Raw genomic sequence first — 15,081 nt, forward strand, 5'->3', positions numbered from 1 at the left:
AAGCCCTGTGGGAGCGAGCCTGCTCGCGAAGGCCTCGAGAGCGCCGCGATGATCCAGTCAACATGCGCTATTGTTAACGACATTCGCGAGCAGGCTCGCTCCCACATGGGCTGACCGATCCATCACAATTTCACCTTCATCCATTTCTTATAGGTGACGAGGGCGGGCATACTAGGCCGTCCCGTTACCCAGGTGTCGCCCGCCCCATGCTTCGCGCCCTTATAGCCCTGACCCTCGCATGCCTGCTCCAACCGGCGTTTGCCGACGAGCGCGCGCAAACCCAACAGCAACTGGACGCTACGCGCCAGGATATCAGCGAGCTGAAAAAGCTCCTGGGCAAGCTCCAGGAAGAAAAATCCGGCGTGCAGAAAGACCTGCGCGGCACTGAAACCGAAATCGGCAAGCTGGAGAAGCAGGTAGAAACCCTGCAACAAGAACTAAAAAAGAGTGAAGGCGAGCTGCTGCGCCTAGATAGCGAGAAAAAAAAACTCCACAGCGCAAAACTTGAACAACAACGCCTGATTGCTATTCAGGCGCGTGCCGCCTATCAGGGCGGGCGTCAGGAATACCTGAAGCTGCTGCTCAACCAGCAAAACCCCGAGAAGTTCGCCCGAACCCTCACCTATTACGATTACCTGAGCCAGGCCCGCCTGGAGCAGCTCAAGGGTTTTAACGAAACCCTGCGCCAACTGGCCAATGTCGAAGCCGATATCAATCTGCAACAAGCACAGTTGCTGACGCAAAAAAGCAGCCTGGATACCCAGCGTGCCGAACTCGACAAGGTCCGCGCAGAGCGCCAGCAAGTGCTGGCCAAGCTCAATACCGATGTAAAAGACCGCGACCAGAAGCTGCAAGCCCGCGAGCAGGATCAGGCCGATCTGGCTAAAGTCCTCAAGACCATCGAGGAAACCCTCGCCCGTCAGGCCCGCGAAGCCGAACAGGCGCGGCAAAAAGCCCTGATCGCGCAGCAGGAAGCCGAGAAAAAACGCCAGCGCGAGGCTGAATCGGTAGCCACCGACGCTCCGCGCAAGCCAGTCAAATCAACTCCCGGGGCATTGGTGTCCAGTGCCGGAGTTTCCTACGGCGGCGCTTTTTCTCAGGCCCGGGGCAAACTTCCATGGCCAGTTGATGGTCGACTACTGGCACGCTTCGGTGAAACCCGTGGCGATGACTCGCGCACCAAGTGGGACGGCGTGATGATCAGCGCTGGTGCCGGCAGCCAGGTTCACGCCGTACACGGCGGGCGCGTGGTGTTTGCCGACTGGCTGCGTGGTGCAGGCCAGCTGGTGATTCTGGATCACGGTAATGGTTACTTAAGCTTGTACGGCCACAATCAGACGTTGCTCAAATCTGCCGGAGATGTCGTCAAAGCCGGGGAAGTAATTTCCACCGTGGGCAATAGCGGTGGTCAGGCCACACCCGCACTGTATTTTGCAATTCGTCAGCAGGGGCGCCCAAGCGATCCTGCACAATGGTGTCGCACTCAGGGATGAGTCCATCACCTTTAATACGTAGGAGTTCGCTCAACATGCCGCATTTGTCCCGCCTCAACTCGCTGGCCCTGACGATCGCTCTGGTCGTTGGTTCGCCACTGGCATTTGCTGCCGAGCCTGCCATTGCTCCAGCGGGTGCCGCTGCCAGCGCCAAGGCCCCGCTGCCTCTGGAAGAGCTGCGCACCTTTGCCGAGGTCATGGATCGGATCAAGGCCGCGTATGTTGAGCCGGTAGACGACAAAACCCTGCTGGAGAATGCCATCAAGGGCATGCTCAGCAACCTCGACCCGCACTCGGCCTACCTTGGCCCCGAAGATTTCGCCGAGCTGCAGGAAAGCACTAGCGGTGAGTTTGGCGGCCTGGGCATCGAAGTCGGTACCGAAGACGGCAATATCAAAATCGTCTCGCCGATCGATGACACCCCTGCCAGCAAAGCCGGTATCCAGGCAGGCGATTTTATCGTCAAGATCAATGGTCAGCCCACTCGCGGCCTGAGCATGACCGAAGCCGTGGACAAAATGCGCGGCAAGATCGGTCAGAAAATCACCCTGACCCTAGTGCGCAATGGCGGCACGCCCTTTGACGTGACCCTGACCCGAGCCAATATTCAGGTCAAGAGCGTCAAGGCGCAACTGCTTGAGGACGGCTACGGCTACATCCGTATCACACAGTTCCAGGTCAAGACTGGCGAAGAAGTGGCCTCAGCACTGTCCAAGCTGCGCCGCGAGAACGGCAACAAGCGGCTCAAGGGCATCATCCTCGACCTGCGCAACAACCCCGGTGGCGTGCTGCAATCGGCGGTTGAAGTGGTCGATCACTTCATCACCAAGGGCCTGATCGTATACACCAAGGGCCGCATCGCCAACTCCGAGCTGCGCTTCTCGGCCACCGGCAAGGATCTGAGCGAAGGCGTGCCATTGGTGGTACTGATCAACGGCGGCAGCGCTTCGGCCTCCGAGATCGTCGCCGGGGCCCTGCAGGACCAGAAGCGCGGCGTGGTGATGGGCACCACCAGCTTCGGTAAGGGTTCGGTGCAAACCGTGCTGCCACTGAACAATGACCGTGCTCTGAAAATCACCACGGCCCTGTACTTCACTCCTAACGGTCGCTCGATCCAGGCCCAGGGCATCGTGCCGGACATCGAGGTCAGCCGGGCCAAGATCACTCGCGAGCAAGACACCGAGTACTACAAAGAGGCCGACCTGCAAGGTCACCTTGGCAATGGCAACGGTGGTGCCGACCGACCGACCGGCTCCAGCCCCAAAGCCAAGCCGATGCCACAGGACGATGACTTCCAGCTGAGCCAGGCCCTGAGCCTGCTTAAAGGCTTGAGCATCACACGCGGCAACTGAGGTGCGTTTTTCTCTCGCCTTCGCCCTGCTCTGCTGCCTGACCGGTGCCGCCCATGCGACGCCGGCCAGCCACGCCGCTACGCCGCATAAGGCTTACCTGAGCCTGATCATCGATGACCTTGGGCAAAACCTGCCACGCGACCGCCGTGTGCTGGCCTTGCCCGGTCCGGTCACCACCGCCGTGATGCCAGACACCCCGCATGCAGCCGAGTTTGCCCGCGAGGCCCACAAGGCTGGCAAGATCGTGATTTTGCATATGCCGATGGACCCGGCCACCGGGCCGTTTGCCTGGCACCCCGACTTGCCCGTCGAAGAGCTGGAAAAACGCCTCAACGCCGCATTCAAGGCCGTGCCCTACACCAGCGGCATCAACAACCATATGGGCAGCCGCATGACCTCTCAGCCGCAGGCCATGGCCTGGTTGATGGGCAACTTGCAGCAGCGCCACAAATTCTTTGTCGACAGCCGCACCAGCGCGCAGACGGTTGCCGCAGCCCAAGCGCAAAAGATCGGGTTGGCCAGCGTATCGCGGGACGTGTTTCTCGATGATGTGCGTACCGAACAGGCGATTGCCACGCAACTTGAAACCGCGATCAAACTGGCGCGCAAGCAAGGCTCGGCGGTGATGATCGGCCACCCCTACCCACAGACCCTGGCGGTGCTGGAGCGCGAGCTACCCAAGCTCAAGGCCCAGGGTATCGACTGGATTGATATCCGGCAGATGATCGGCGTACGCAGCAACAAGGCCATGGCCGGGCACGGGAAGGATGGGGTTTACCGCTGAATATGCACCGGCTTTTGTGGGAGCGGGCTGGAGTTTTCGTTACAGGTACTTCGCGCTGATCTTCTCGACCACACCCTCAGCCCTTAGCTGATCCAGGGCCTTCTGCAACTTGTTCACCACCTCGTCCGGCACCTCCTTGTTCAGCGCCAGAAACAGCTCGGCCTGATGAAAGCGCAATACCGTCTTGAACCCGGAAATCCCCACCTGGCGCGCCAAAAACTGCCCCGCCGGATCACCCGTGGCCCACAGGTCGATTTGCCCGGCCTGCAATTTACGGGCGTTGTCCTGATCGCGCAGCACAATCACCGGCGCCAGCCCCTGCTTCTCCAGGGACAAGGCAATCACATCATCCTTGTAAGCACCCACCCGGTACTGGCGGGCCTGCTCCAGGGAGGTCAGGGTAATCGGGCTGTCACCCCGGGCCAGCAATACCCAGTCATCAGGGCCCAGCGGGCCGACCCACTTGAACAGCTTTTCACGATCGGGCACACGGGCAGTCACAAACACGCCGTAGCCGGGGTTTTCGAGGGCAAGGTGGTAAATACGCTCCCAAGGGAAACGCAAGGTCATACTGTAGGAGATGTCGGCACGCTTGAAGGTTTCGCGCAGGATATCGACGGCAATGCCTTCAATATTTTCGTTTTGCGCAAAATTCTTGCCGTTTTTGGCCATGTTGTAAGGCGGGAAGTTTTCAGTCAGCAATACGATCGGTGAGCGCGACGTATCGACCGCAGAAGCGGTACTCGCCAGCCACATTGTGGAACTGGCGAGAACGAGCAAAAAGCGTTTGAACATGACAGGCGACCTAAATCCATGGCGTGCTCAAGAGTGCCGTGGGCACGCCATGCTGTCCAGTAGCCTTTGGGCTGATGGCGCCTTTCGGGCCTGCCCGGCAGCATCAACTGGAAAAAATATATAACTATCACAGCAAAAAAAACGGACCTGTTTAACTAAAACACCGCACTCAAGAAGACAATAAATGTCTAATAACAGGTCCATATATGACTAAAAATTCGAGTTACTTAGTGGCACTGACACTACTGGCCAGCCTTTCCACTCAACTGCTGGCTGATACTTCCCCACCGTCAATGGAGGACATCCCCGACGGGTTAGTTCAACTGTCACCCTTGGCCAATTCACGGTCAGCGGCATGGAGCGGGATAGGCAGACTTCGCGGTGTTCGTGGGGCCTATTGCACGGCGAGCCTTATCGACACACGTAATCCTGACGCGCCCACGGAAAACTCACCCGCCTACATCATTACCAGCCAACGCTGCTTAAATACTGACCAGCACGACAACTACGCCTATTTTGGCGGTATACAACACACCATACCCACTCAAGGAAAAATTCATTTCAATCACTTTGAAAACACCTTGAGCCAGACCAAAACTTACGACCTGAAAACAATTACATGGCAAAGCGATGTGGGATTCAACATTGCAATTATCGAGTTGAAAGCGTCTCTACCGGACCTGATAAAAGCGGGTATTCACCCACTAAAAATAGCCCCTGCAACACCTGCTACAGGTACTGAAATTCTGGCACTGGGCATTCCACAAAACAGCAACCTCTATGCAACCAACTGCACACAACTGGCCCCCGTAGACATAGCCAGTTACCCAAGGGTAGGCATCCATCTTCTGCCAAACCGCTGCGCAGACCTCACACCTGGAGGACGTGGCGGCCCCATTCTGGATAAAACCAGCAATGAACTGATCAGCCTGCTCGTAGCAAGCAACCACGGGATAAAAAGCCGTGACCACTGCCTGGCCAACTCACCGTGCGAACTGCAATATGGCCTGCCGCTCTGGAGCCCCGATACTCACTACACACTGCCAGTGTCTTATCTCAACAGGTGCTTTAACCAAGGAATGTTCGCGGCCGCTAACCCGCAGTGCGATCTTTATGAGCTGGCCTCTGTCTCGATCAAGGGGAGCGACTACCCGCCCGCTCGCATTCTACAAAAACTAGCCACCGACCCAGCTCCGGAACCCGACACCTACCAAGTGGCCTTGTCAGCCAGCACCCCAGGCTACCGCTATAAATACACCCACACCGCTCAAGAATGCCATTCACGCAATAATTACAGCTCGGTAAGAAACGTCAAAAGTGACCTATTGAATATTGTTCTTGATAATACCGTCGGCATGCACTTGATTTGTATTCTCGGCATCAACTCCGACGATGAAGTCCTGACCGAGCCCCAACTTAAAGCAGGAAAAATAATCGCCATCAACCGTTTCGCGGCCTCACCTGCACTGATGCCAGATATGCAAACCAGCACAATGTTCCTTAATGATGAAAGCTACGGTGCGCTGTGGAAACACAGCTCACCCTTCTTCGAACACTATGAAACCAAATTCGGTGATTATTCAACGACCGACTGTTCAGACCCCAAAGGTTATGAACCCGTTATGGACATGGGATTTTGGCTATCTCATTTATTGTCATCGGGAGAAATCGACTCAAACAAATACAGCAATACGGATTTAAGCTCACCGGAAAGTAGAAGACTGATGGGCCTCTTGCACGGTGAAAAAGTAACCCGCAATTTTGAGATCAAAGATAAAGCTATAAAATTGTGCACGGTTGTTTATAACCGTGAAAACGTACGATCGGAACCACGCATCGATATTTTTAAACCACTCTGATTCAACAACACTGTCAGCCCCACCTCGGTGGGCGCTGACAGTCAGAGGCAATGCTTAACGCACCACGATTCCGCGCTCTGCCATGTACGCCTTGGCCTCTGGCACGGTGTATTCGCCAAAGTGGAAAATACTCGCCGCCAGTACCGCACTGGCATGACCTTCCAGGATGCCGTCAGCCAGGTGCTGCAGGTTGCCGACACCACCCGAAGCGATCACCGGAATGCCCAGCGCATCGCTGATGGCACGGGTCACGCCCAGGTCGAAACCGTTTTTCATGCCATCCTGGTCCATGCTGGTCAGCAAAATCTCACCGGCCCCCAGACCTTCCATCTTCATCGCCCACTCGACTGCATCGAGACCGGTAGGCTTGCGCCCGCCGTGGGTGAAGATTTCCCAGCGCGGGGTTTCGCCCGGCTGTGAGACTTTTTTCGCATCAATCGCCACCACGATGCACTGCGAACCAAAATGCTGCGCGGCTTCGCCCACAAACTCCGGGTTGAACACCGCTGCGGTATTGATCGAGACCTTGTCCGCACCGGCATTGAGCAGGTTACGGATGTCCTGGATGCAGCGCACGCCGCCGCCCACGGTCAGCGGGATAAATACCTGACTGGCCATGCGCTCAACGGTATGCAGCGTGGTGTCGCGACCATCGACGCTGGCGGTGATGTCGAGAAAGGTAATCTCGTCAGCACCCTGCTCGTCGTAACGACGGGCGATTTCTACCGGGTCGCCAGCATCGCGAATGTTCTCGAACTTGACGCCCTTAACAACCCGGCCGTTATCCACGTCCAGGCAAGGGATGATGCGTTTGGCCAACGCCATGGGTCTCTCCTCAGGCCTTGTAGCTGTCGCAGAAGGCTTGCGCCTCGGCCACATCCAGCGTGCCTTCATAGATTGCACGGCCGGTGATGGCACCGACAATGCCCGGCGCCTTGGCATCCATCAGGGCCTTGATATCACCCAGATTGTGGATGCCGCCCGAAGCAATCACCGGGATGCTGGTCGCCGCAGCCAGGGCCGCGGTGTAGCTCACATTGCAGCCCTGCATCATGCCGTCTTTGGCGATATCGGTATAAACGATGGCCGACACGCCGTCCGCCTCAAAACGCTTGGCCAGGTCAATGACCTGCACGGTGCTGACTTCAGCCCAGCCGTCGGTGGCGACGAAGCCGTCTTTGGCGTCCATGCCGACAATGATCTTGCCGGGGAATGCACGGCACGCTTCGGCCACGAACTCAGGGTTCTTCACCGCCTTGGTGCCCAGAATCACGTAGCTCACGCCCGCCTTGACGTAGTGCTCGATGGTCTCCAGCGAGCGGATGCCGCCGCCGATCTGGATTGGCAGATGCGGGTACAGCTTGGCAATGGCGGTAACCACTTCACCGTTGACCGGCTGACCTTCGAAGGCACCGTTCAGGTCAACCAGGTGCAGACGGCGGCAACCGCCCTCTACCCATTTGGCAGCCATGCTCACCGGATCATCGGAGAACACTGTGGAATCTTCCATACGGCCCTGACGCAGACGTACACAGGCACCGTCTTTAAGATCGATAGCGGGAATAATCAGCATGTGGCAAACCTTCAAATTCGGGAGTCTGAGACTCGGAAATCAGTTCTTTTCGAGCGCCCACAGGTCGCTTTCGATGCTCTCGAACCTCTCTTTGAGGTGCGTCTGCACATCGAAAATCGCGCGATTGTAGTAATGCGGCGCGATTTCGCGGGTGAACAGCTCAAGGATTTCAGCCGCTTCGAACGAACCCAGGTCCAGTTCGAAGCGGTCTTCCATAAAGCGTTTGATCTTGCTGTTGGCTTCGCTCTCTTGCTCAGGGGTGAGCGTGAGAATCGGCGGCTTCTTGCGAGGCGCCATTACCAGCGACCATCCCAGGCCGCGAAGTTTTCCAGCAGCTGCAAGCCGTGGGTATGGCTTTTTTCCGGGTGGAACTGCACCGCGAAGCGCGAGCCCTCGGCCAGCGCTGCGGCGAAATCGACGCCGTAATGCCCGCCACCGACTACCTGACGGGGATTGCCCGCTGCAATGTAGTAGCTGTGTACAAAGTAGAACCGCGCCAGGTCGGGGATGCCGTGCCATAGCGGGTGATCCACTTTTTGCTTAACTTCGTTCCAGCCCATATGCGGCACCTTGAGGTGCTCGCCGTCTTCATGCAGGTCCTTGCCGAAGAACTTCACGGCACCGGGGAACAGGCCGATGCAATCAACACCGTCGTTCTCTTCACTGCTGTCGAGCAGGGCTTGCATGCCCACGCAGATACCGAGGAACGGACGATCCTGGCTGACTTCGCGCACCAGCGAGTCGAACCCCAGACGACGGATTTCCGCCATGCAGTCGCGAATCGCGCCTACACCGGGGAACACCACGCGGTCTGCTTCGCGAATCACGCTGGCGTCGCTGGTAATCAGCACCCGACCGGCACCAACGTGCTCCAGCGCCTTGGCTACCGAGTGCAGGTTGCCCATGCCGTAATCGATTACCGCCACTGTCTGCATCAGAGCACGCCCTTGGTAGAAGGCATTTGCCCGGCCATGCGCTCATCCAGTGCAACAGCCATGCGCAACGCGCGGCCGAAAGCCTTGAACACGGTTTCGATCTGGTGGTGAGTGTTGGTGCCGCGCAGGTTGTCGATGTGCAGGCTAACGTTGGCGTGGTTGACGAAACCCTGGAAGAACTCCTGGAACAGGTCAACGTCGAAACCGCCTACGGTGGCGCGGGTGAAAGGCACATGCATTTGCAGGCCAGGACGACCTGAAAAGTCGATGACCACACGCGACAGCGCTTCATCCAGCGGGACATAAGCGTGGCCGTAGCGGGTCATGCCTTTTTTATCGCCGACCGCCTTGCTGAAGGCTTTACCCAGGGTAATGCCGACATCCTCGACGGTATGGTGATCGTCGATATGCAGGTCGCCTTTGCACTCGATGTCCAGGTCGATCAGCCCATGTCGGGCGATCTGGTCGAGCATGTGCTCAAGAAAAGGAACGCCGATATCAAATCGGGCCTTACCGGTACCATCCAAGTTGATCGAGGCTTTGATCTGGGTTTCCAGAGTATCGCGCTCGACTGACGCCTTACGTTCGGCCATCACCAGCTCCGCAAAATCATTGGGCGAAAAAGGTGGCCATTATAGGCACGGGTCTGGCAAACAGAAACATTAAGGGTGATGTGGCTGACGTAATGCGTTGCTTCAAATAAACCGTGTCGCCTGAATCGCGAGCAAGCCCGCTCCCACAGGATCGCAAATACCTTGTGGGAGCGGGCTTGAATCAGATATCAGTTAAACAACACCGCCGTCTTCTGCACCGTCACCCACACCCCCCATAACAACGGAATGCCCACGGCCAGCCAGGCCGCGATAACCAGTGGCTGACTGCCCGGCGCGGCTTTCCACTCCAGCGACGTGCTGGCATCCGCGCCCTTGTCATGGCCCAGAGCCTGCTCAGCAGCCAGTTCAGCGTCGGTCATAAAGTATTTGTCGGCCACCGGGCGCACCAGCAAGTTGCAGATAAAGCCCAGCACCAGCAGCCCGGCGAGGATATACAAGGTGATGTCATACGCCGCTGCACGCTCAACCCCAATGCTCAACTGATACTCGCGCAAGTAGTTGACCAGCACCGGCCCCAATACACCCGCCGCCGCCCAGGCCGTCAGCAGGCGACCGTGAATCGCGCCGACCATCTGCGTACCGAACAGATCAGCCAGATACGCTGGCACCGTGGCAAAACCACCGCCGTACATCGACAGAATGATGCAGAACGCCGCCACAAACAGCGACACGTTGCCCAGATGGCCGAGGTTGGGAATCATCGCGTATAAGGCAAAACCCAGCGCGAAAAACACGAAGTAAGTATTTTTACGACCCAGGTAATCCGAGAACGAAGCCCAGAAAAACCGGCCGCCAATATTGAACAGGCTCAGCAGACCGGTGAAACCGGCAGCAATGGCTGCGATTTGCGCCAATTGCGCAGCATCCAGCTGACTGAATGTCAGGTCATTGCCCAGCAGCTTGCCCGCGAACACTTCCTGCAACAATGGCGAAGCCATGCCCAGAATGCCGATACCGGCCGATACGTTCAGGCACAACACCAGCCACACCAGAGCGAATTGCGGGGTTTTCCAGGCCACACTCACATGTACATGGCGCTGGGTGATCATCGCGTTAGCGGCTTTTTTCTCCGCAGCCTTCCAGCCCTCAGGCTTCCAGCCGGTCGGTGGCACGCGGTACGACAGCGCACCGCCAATCATGAACACGAAGTAGATCGCGGCCATGGCCACAAAGCTCTGCCATACGCCTACGCCGTCCGGCCCGGCAAAGTGGTTCATCAGTGCAGCAGCCAGCGGCGCGCCGACCATGGCACCGCCACCAAAGCCCATGATCGCCATGCCCGTGGCCATGCCGCGCTTGTCCGGGAACCACTTGATCAGCGTCGACACCGGCGAGATATAGCCCAGCCCCAGGCCAATACCGCCAATTACCCCCGAGCCCAGCCACATCAGCCAGATCTGGTGGGTATAAATGCCCAATGCGGAAATCAGCAAACCGCCGCACCAGCACAGTGCCGACACCACGCCGGCCTTGCGCGGCCCGGCATGCTCAAGCCAGCCGCCCCATACCGCTGCCGAGCAACCGAGGAAGATAAAGAACAGGGTGTAAATCCAGCCGAGCATCGAAATCGGCCAGTCGCATTGCGACGAGAACACTTGCGCGATAAAGCTCATGTCCGCTGCGCAAGTCACCGGAGCGCTCACGCCCAAGGCTTTGGACAGCGGCAGCCAGAACACCGAAAAGCCATAGGCCATGCCGATGCACAGGTGAATGGCCAATGCCGCTGGCGGCACCAGCCAACGGTTGAAGCCGGACTTGGCGATAATGCGCTCCTTGGACAGGAACGCAGGCTGTGAGGCAAGACTGCCCGCAGCGATGCTGGTATCCATTTGTGTTTCCCCCAGTGAATAAAGTCGTTTCCGGACGCGCTCAACCCCCGACCTTGGCGCCCCCGAGGGCGCACAGCCATTTTGTAGGGCCAAGTTCCAGGCGCGACAATGCGCCGCAGAAGGCCGGAAAACAGGCGCAGATTAACATCCCGCCACACACAAAAGCCCAGTCTGATCCGGTCTTTGATCGGCAAACTGATCGAACACTATCGCCCCCCAGTCGGCGTGCGCGTGGCGCTATACTCTGCGGCTGAATTTAAAACTCTCCTTCACTCAGACTTACAAGGACTCGCCCATGAAAGCGTTCGGCAAAATCCTGGGTCTGGTGCTTCTCGGATTGTTGCTGATCATCGTGGCCCTGGGCTTTGCCCTCAGCCATCTGTTCGATCCCAACGACTATAAAGACGAGATCCGCCAGATAGCCCGTGACAAAGCCCACATTGAGCTGACCCTCAATGGCGACATCGGCTGGAGCCTCTTCCCCTGGCTCGGCCTGGAACTGCACGACGCCAGCGTCGCAACCCTGGCAGCCCCGACCCAGCCTTTTGCCGACCTGCAAATGCTCGGCCTGTCGGTACGCGTACTGCCGCTGCTGCGCAAAGAAATACAAATGAGCGACGTGCGCGTCGAAGGCCTGAACCTGCGCCTGACCCGCGACAAGGCCGGCCACGGCAACTGGCAGGATATCGGCAAGCCGGCAGTGGCCACCGACACCACGGCGACCGCCAGCACCGAACCCGCCCCGGCAGCCAAACCGGACAGCGTCAGCCAACCGCTCAAGCTCGATATCGACAGCCTGACCGTGAACAACGCGCGGGTTGAGTACAACGACGAGCAAAGCGGCAAACAGTTCAGCGCCGAAAGCATCCAGCTGAGCACCGGCCCGGTTCACGAGGCCACCAGCATCCCGGTCAAGCTGACCGCCTTTTTGGGCACCAACCAGCCGGTGATGCGAGTCAAGACCGAAGTCGACGGCAAGCTGCGCTTTGACCGTGTACTCAAGCGCTATCAGTTTGAAGACATGAAAGTCACGGGCGAAGCCTCGGGTGAGCCGCTGCAGGGCAAAACCATGACGTTCGCCGCACAGGGGCAACTGCTGGTTGATCTGGCGGCGAACGTCGCCGAATGGAGCAGCCTGAAGATTTCTGCCAACCAGCTGCGCGCCCTGGGTGAACTCAAGGCCAACAACCTCGACACCACACCGCAAATCAGCGGCGGCCTGTCGATTGCCCAGCTCGACCTGGCCCGCTTCCTCGACAGCATCGGCCATCCGCTGCCAGCAATGGCGCCTGAAAGCCTGAGCAAAGTCGAGCTGGTCAGCCGCCTGTCGGGCACACCGACCAGCGTGACCTTTGACGACCTCAACCTTAAAGTCGATGACAGCACCTTTACCGGGCTGATTGCCATTGAGGACTTCGCCAAACAAGCCGTGCGCATCCAGCTTAAAGGCGACACATTCGACGCAGATCGCTACATGCCACCTAAATCAGCCGAAGCCAACAGCGCCAGCGTTGCCCGTAAGGCAGAAGTACAGGGCACAGAAGCCGGCGCCCTGGCAGCCTCGGGGGATACTCCTCTGCCAGATGCACCGACCAAAAGCGGCTGGAGCACAGCCAAGATCATCCCGGTCACCCGCCTCAAGGCGCTAAACCTCGACGCCGACATCAGTTTTGGCCAACTGACCCTGAGCAAGCTGCCAATCCAGAACGCGGCCCTCAAGGCCAACAGCAAGGCTGGCGTGCTGACCCTCGAAAACCTCAGCGGCAGCCTCTACAAAGGCAGCTTTGCCGCCAACGGCAGCCTGGACGTGCAACCGATCCTGCCGGTGATCAAGCTGCAAACCCGCATCACCAATGTTCCGGTGGAAAAAATCCTCGAAAGCCAGGGCCAAAAACCACCAGTGACCGGCCTGCTGACGCTCAACAGCAATGTCACCGGTAGCGGCAACAGCCAGAGCGCGCTGATTTCCAGCCTTAACGGTACCGCCAACTTTGCCCTCAATGACGGTGTGCTGCTTAACGCCAACCTTGAACAACAGCTGTGCAAGGGCATCTCCACCCTTAACCGCAAAACCCTGAGCGGCGCTCCACTGGGCAAAGACACGCCGTTCAAGGAGCTCAAGGGCAGCCTGGTGTTCCGCAACGGCGTGGCCAGCAACCCGGACATGGTCGTACGCATTCCCGGCCTGAGCGTCAAAGGCGATGGCGACATCGACCTGCGCGTACTGGGCATGGACTATCGCATCGGCATCATTATCGAAGGCGACACCCGTGCCATGCCGGACCCGGCCTGCCAGGTCGGCAAGAACTTCGTTGGCGTCGAGCTGCCATTGCGCTGCCGTGGCCCGCTGGAACTGGGGGCCAAGGCCTGCCGTCTGGATAAAGAGGGACTGGGCAAGGTCGCCGCCAAAGTGGCGGGCAACAAGCTCAGTGAAAAACTTGAAGAGAAGCTCGGCGACAAGGTCAGCCCCGAACTGAAAAACGCCCTCAAGGGGCTGTTCAACCGATGAGAGACGAGCAATTTTCAGCGGCGGTCCTGGACTGGTATGACCACCACGGCCGCCACGACCTGCCCTGGCAACAGGGCATCACCCCGTACCGGGTGTGGGTCTCGGAAATCATGTTGCAGCAAACCCAGGTCAGCACCGTGCTGAACTACTTCGACCGGTTTATGGCATCCCTGCCTACGGTCGAAGCTCTGGCTGCAGCGCCGGAAGACGAAGTACTGCACCTGTGGACAGGTTTGGGTTACTACACCCGTGCGCGCAATTTGCAGAAGACCGCGAAAATCGTCGTCGCCGAATATGACGGCGAGTTCCCGCGGGATGTGGAGAAGCTGGTCGAGTTGCCCGGTATCGGTTTATCCACAGCCGGTGCAATTGCCAGCCTGAGCATGGGCCTGCGCGCACCGATCCTCGACGGTAACGTCAAACGGGTACTGGCACGCTATACCGCGCAAGAGGGCTACCCCGGCGAACCCAAGGTCGCCAAACAGCTATGGGCCACCGCAGAGCGCTTCACCCCCCACGACCGGGTCAATGCCTATACCCAGGCAATGATGGACATGGGCGCCACGCTCTGCACCCGCAGCAAGCCAAGTTGCCTGCTGTGCCCGCTCGAAAGCGGCTGCGAAGCACACTTGCTGGGCCTGGAGACGCGCTACCCAATCCCAAAGCCGCGCAAAACCGTGCCACAAAAACGCACGCTGATGCCGATGCTGGCCAATGCCGACGGGGCGATCCTGCTTTATCGCCGCCCGTCGACCGGTTTGTGGGGCGGACTGTGGAGCCTGCCCGAGCTGGATGACCTGCAAGACATCGAGCATCTGGCCCTGCAACACGCCCTGGCCCTGGGCACGCAACACGAACTGCCGGGGCTGACCCACACCTTTAGCCACTTCCAACTGGCCATCGAACCCTGGCTGATCCACGTCAAGGAGTCTGGCCATCACGTGGCCGAGGCCGACTGGCTCTGGTATAACCTCGCCACCCCGCCGCGCCTGGGCCTTGCCGCCCCGGTCAAGAAGCTGCTCAAACGCGCAGCCGACCTATTGAACGCTGGAGAGTCGTCATGACCCGCACCATTATCTGCCGCAAGTACAACGAAGAACTGCCCGCCCTTGAGCGCCCACCGTTTCCGGGAGCCAAAGGCCAGGACATTTTCGACCACGTTTCGGCCAAGGCCTGGGCCGACTGGCAAAAACACCAGACGCTGCTGATCAACGAAAAACGCTTGAACATGATGAACGCCGAAGACCGCAAATATTTGCAGGGCGAAATGGACAAGTTCTTCAGCGGCGAAGAATACGCCCAAGCTGAAGGCTATGTTCCGCCGAGCGAGTAAACCCC

The 15,081-nt window shown here is 58.5% G+C and carries 14 protein-coding genes; 7 read left to right on the forward strand and 7 right to left on the reverse strand.

The features are described 5' to 3' along the window. Positions 1 to 206: 206 nt before the first annotated feature. From ACZRMH_RS05150 to ACZRMH_RS05160, 3 genes are read left to right on the forward strand one after another with little or no spacing between them, the layout of a single operon-like run. Entirely contained in the window at positions 207 to 1,493 is a 1,287-nt protein-coding gene (locus ACZRMH_RS05150) for a murein hydrolase activator EnvC family protein (RefSeq protein ID WP_464012465.1), read from the forward strand. A gap of 35 nt (positions 1,494 to 1,528) precedes the next feature. Then, positions 1,529 to 2,845 (forward strand): S41 family peptidase, encoded by a 1,317-nt coding sequence (locus tag ACZRMH_RS05155; protein ID WP_464012466.1) that lies wholly within the window; start codon positions 1,529 to 1,531, stop codon positions 2,843 to 2,845. A 1-nt stretch (position 2,846) separates the two neighbouring features. Beyond that, positions 2,847 to 3,629: a divergent polysaccharide deacetylase family protein gene (locus ACZRMH_RS05160; protein WP_464012467.1), complete on the forward strand. Its 783-nt coding sequence runs from the start codon at positions 2,847 to 2,849 to the stop codon at positions 3,627 to 3,629. Positions 3,630 to 3,668: 39 nt separating this feature from the next. Here ACZRMH_RS05160 and ACZRMH_RS05165 read toward each other — a convergent pair whose 3' ends face one another. Beyond that, entirely contained in the window at positions 3,669 to 4,424 is a 756-nt protein-coding gene (locus tag ACZRMH_RS05165) for a substrate-binding periplasmic protein (RefSeq protein WP_464012468.1), read from the reverse strand. A gap of 206 nt (positions 4,425 to 4,630) precedes the next feature. Here ACZRMH_RS05165 and ACZRMH_RS05170 point away from each other — a divergent pair, with 206 nt between their 5' ends. Then, entirely contained in the window at positions 4,631 to 6,283 is a 1,653-nt protein-coding gene (locus tag ACZRMH_RS05170; RefSeq protein ID WP_464012469.1) for a trypsin-like serine peptidase, read from the forward strand. A 54-nt stretch (positions 6,284 to 6,337) separates the two neighbouring features. Here ACZRMH_RS05170 and hisF read toward each other — a convergent pair whose 3' ends face one another. The 6 genes from hisF to ACZRMH_RS05200 all read right to left on the reverse strand — a co-directional run bounded on the left by hisF (position 6,338) and on the right by ACZRMH_RS05200 (position 11,234). Further along, complete coding sequence (hisF, locus tag ACZRMH_RS05175; RefSeq protein ID WP_048400703.1) at positions 6,338 to 7,108, reverse strand: imidazole glycerol phosphate synthase subunit HisF; 771 nt, start codon at positions 7,106 to 7,108, stop codon at positions 6,338 to 6,340. Between the two features lie 10 nt (positions 7,109 to 7,118). Further along, the gene (gene hisA, locus ACZRMH_RS05180; protein WP_088378464.1) at positions 7,119 to 7,856 is read right to left on the reverse strand and encodes a 1-(5-phosphoribosyl)-5-[(5-phosphoribosylamino)methylideneamino]imidazole-4-carboxamide isomerase; all 738 of its coding nucleotides are present in this window, start codon (positions 7,854 to 7,856) and stop codon (positions 7,119 to 7,121) included. A gap of 39 nt (positions 7,857 to 7,895) precedes the next feature. Continuing rightward, on the reverse strand, positions 7,896 to 8,153 hold the full coding sequence (locus tag ACZRMH_RS05185; protein ID WP_019824815.1) for a DUF2164 domain-containing protein: 258 nt from the start codon (positions 8,151 to 8,153) through the stop codon (positions 7,896 to 7,898). Further along, on the reverse strand, positions 8,153 to 8,791 hold the full coding sequence (hisH, locus tag ACZRMH_RS05190) for an imidazole glycerol phosphate synthase subunit HisH (protein ID WP_464012470.1): 639 nt from the start codon (positions 8,789 to 8,791) through the stop codon (positions 8,153 to 8,155). Before hisH ends, ACZRMH_RS05185 begins: the two co-directional genes overlap by 1 nt. Beyond that, positions 8,791 to 9,384, reverse strand: coding sequence for an imidazoleglycerol-phosphate dehydratase HisB (gene hisB / locus ACZRMH_RS05195; protein ID WP_464012471.1), 594 nt, complete (start codon positions 9,382 to 9,384; stop codon positions 8,791 to 8,793). The genes hisH and hisB overlap by 1 nt, the downstream gene beginning before the upstream one ends. A 188-nt stretch (positions 9,385 to 9,572) precedes the next feature. Then, positions 9,573 to 11,234: an OFA family MFS transporter gene (locus ACZRMH_RS05200; RefSeq protein ID WP_464012472.1), complete on the reverse strand. Its 1,662-nt coding sequence runs from the start codon at positions 11,232 to 11,234 to the stop codon at positions 9,573 to 9,575. Between the two features lie 295 nt (positions 11,235 to 11,529). Between ACZRMH_RS05200 and ACZRMH_RS05205 the strand changes: the two genes are divergently transcribed. From ACZRMH_RS05205 to ACZRMH_RS05215, 3 genes are read left to right on the forward strand one after another with little or no spacing between them, the layout of a single operon-like run. Then, positions 11,530 to 13,743 carry an AsmA family protein gene (locus ACZRMH_RS05205; protein WP_464012473.1) on the forward strand — a complete coding sequence of 738 codons (2,214 nt, stop codon included), beginning with the start codon at positions 11,530 to 11,532 and terminating at the stop codon, positions 13,741 to 13,743. Continuing rightward, positions 13,740 to 14,807: an A/G-specific adenine glycosylase gene (gene mutY / locus ACZRMH_RS05210; RefSeq protein WP_464012474.1), complete on the forward strand. Its 1,068-nt coding sequence runs from the start codon at positions 13,740 to 13,742 to the stop codon at positions 14,805 to 14,807. Before ACZRMH_RS05205 ends, mutY begins: the two co-directional genes overlap by 4 nt. Beyond that, complete coding sequence (locus ACZRMH_RS05215) at positions 14,804 to 15,076, forward strand: oxidative damage protection protein (protein ID WP_464012475.1); 273 nt, start codon at positions 14,804 to 14,806, stop codon at positions 15,074 to 15,076. The genes mutY and ACZRMH_RS05215 overlap by 4 nt, the downstream gene beginning before the upstream one ends. Positions 15,077 to 15,081 lie beyond the last annotated feature (5 nt).

Source organism: Pseudomonas sp. B414, assembly GCF_055408445.1.

Excerpts from the sequence above, each read along its gene's own strand:
- ACZRMH_RS05155 (WP_464012466.1), top strand. The coding sequence starts at position 1,529 with ATGCCGCATTTGTCCCGCCTCAACTCGCTGGCCCTGACGATCGCTCTG.
- ACZRMH_RS05185 (WP_019824815.1), bottom strand. The coding sequence starts at position 8,153 with ATGGCGCCTCGCAAGAAGCCGCCGATTCTCACGCTCACCCCTGAGCAA.
- ACZRMH_RS05165 (WP_464012468.1), bottom strand. The coding sequence starts at position 4,424 with ATGTTCAAACGCTTTTTGCTCGTTCTCGCCAGTTCCACAATGTGGCTG.
- ACZRMH_RS05150 (WP_464012465.1), top strand. The coding sequence starts at position 207 with ATGCTTCGCGCCCTTATAGCCCTGACCCTCGCATGCCTGCTCCAACCG.
- mutY (WP_464012474.1), top strand. The coding sequence starts at position 13,740 with ATGAGAGACGAGCAATTTTCAGCGGCGGTCCTGGACTGGTATGACCAC.
- ACZRMH_RS05205 (WP_464012473.1), top strand. The coding sequence starts at position 11,530 with ATGAAAGCGTTCGGCAAAATCCTGGGTCTGGTGCTTCTCGGATTGTTG.
- hisA (WP_088378464.1), bottom strand. The coding sequence starts at position 7,856 with ATGCTGATTATTCCCGCTATCGATCTTAAAGACGGTGCCTGTGTACGT.
- ACZRMH_RS05200 (WP_464012472.1), bottom strand. The coding sequence starts at position 11,234 with ATGGATACCAGCATCGCTGCGGGCAGTCTTGCCTCACAGCCTGCGTTC.
- hisF (WP_048400703.1), bottom strand. The coding sequence starts at position 7,108 with ATGGCGTTGGCCAAACGCATCATCCCTTGCCTGGACGTGGATAACGGC.
- ACZRMH_RS05170 (WP_464012469.1), top strand. The coding sequence starts at position 4,631 with ATGACTAAAAATTCGAGTTACTTAGTGGCACTGACACTACTGGCCAGC.
- hisB (WP_464012471.1), bottom strand. The coding sequence starts at position 9,384 with ATGGCCGAACGTAAGGCGTCAGTCGAGCGCGATACTCTGGAAACCCAG.
- hisH (WP_464012470.1), bottom strand. The coding sequence starts at position 8,791 with ATGCAGACAGTGGCGGTAATCGATTACGGCATGGGCAACCTGCACTCG.
- ACZRMH_RS05215 (WP_464012475.1), top strand. The coding sequence starts at position 14,804 with ATGACCCGCACCATTATCTGCCGCAAGTACAACGAAGAACTGCCCGCC.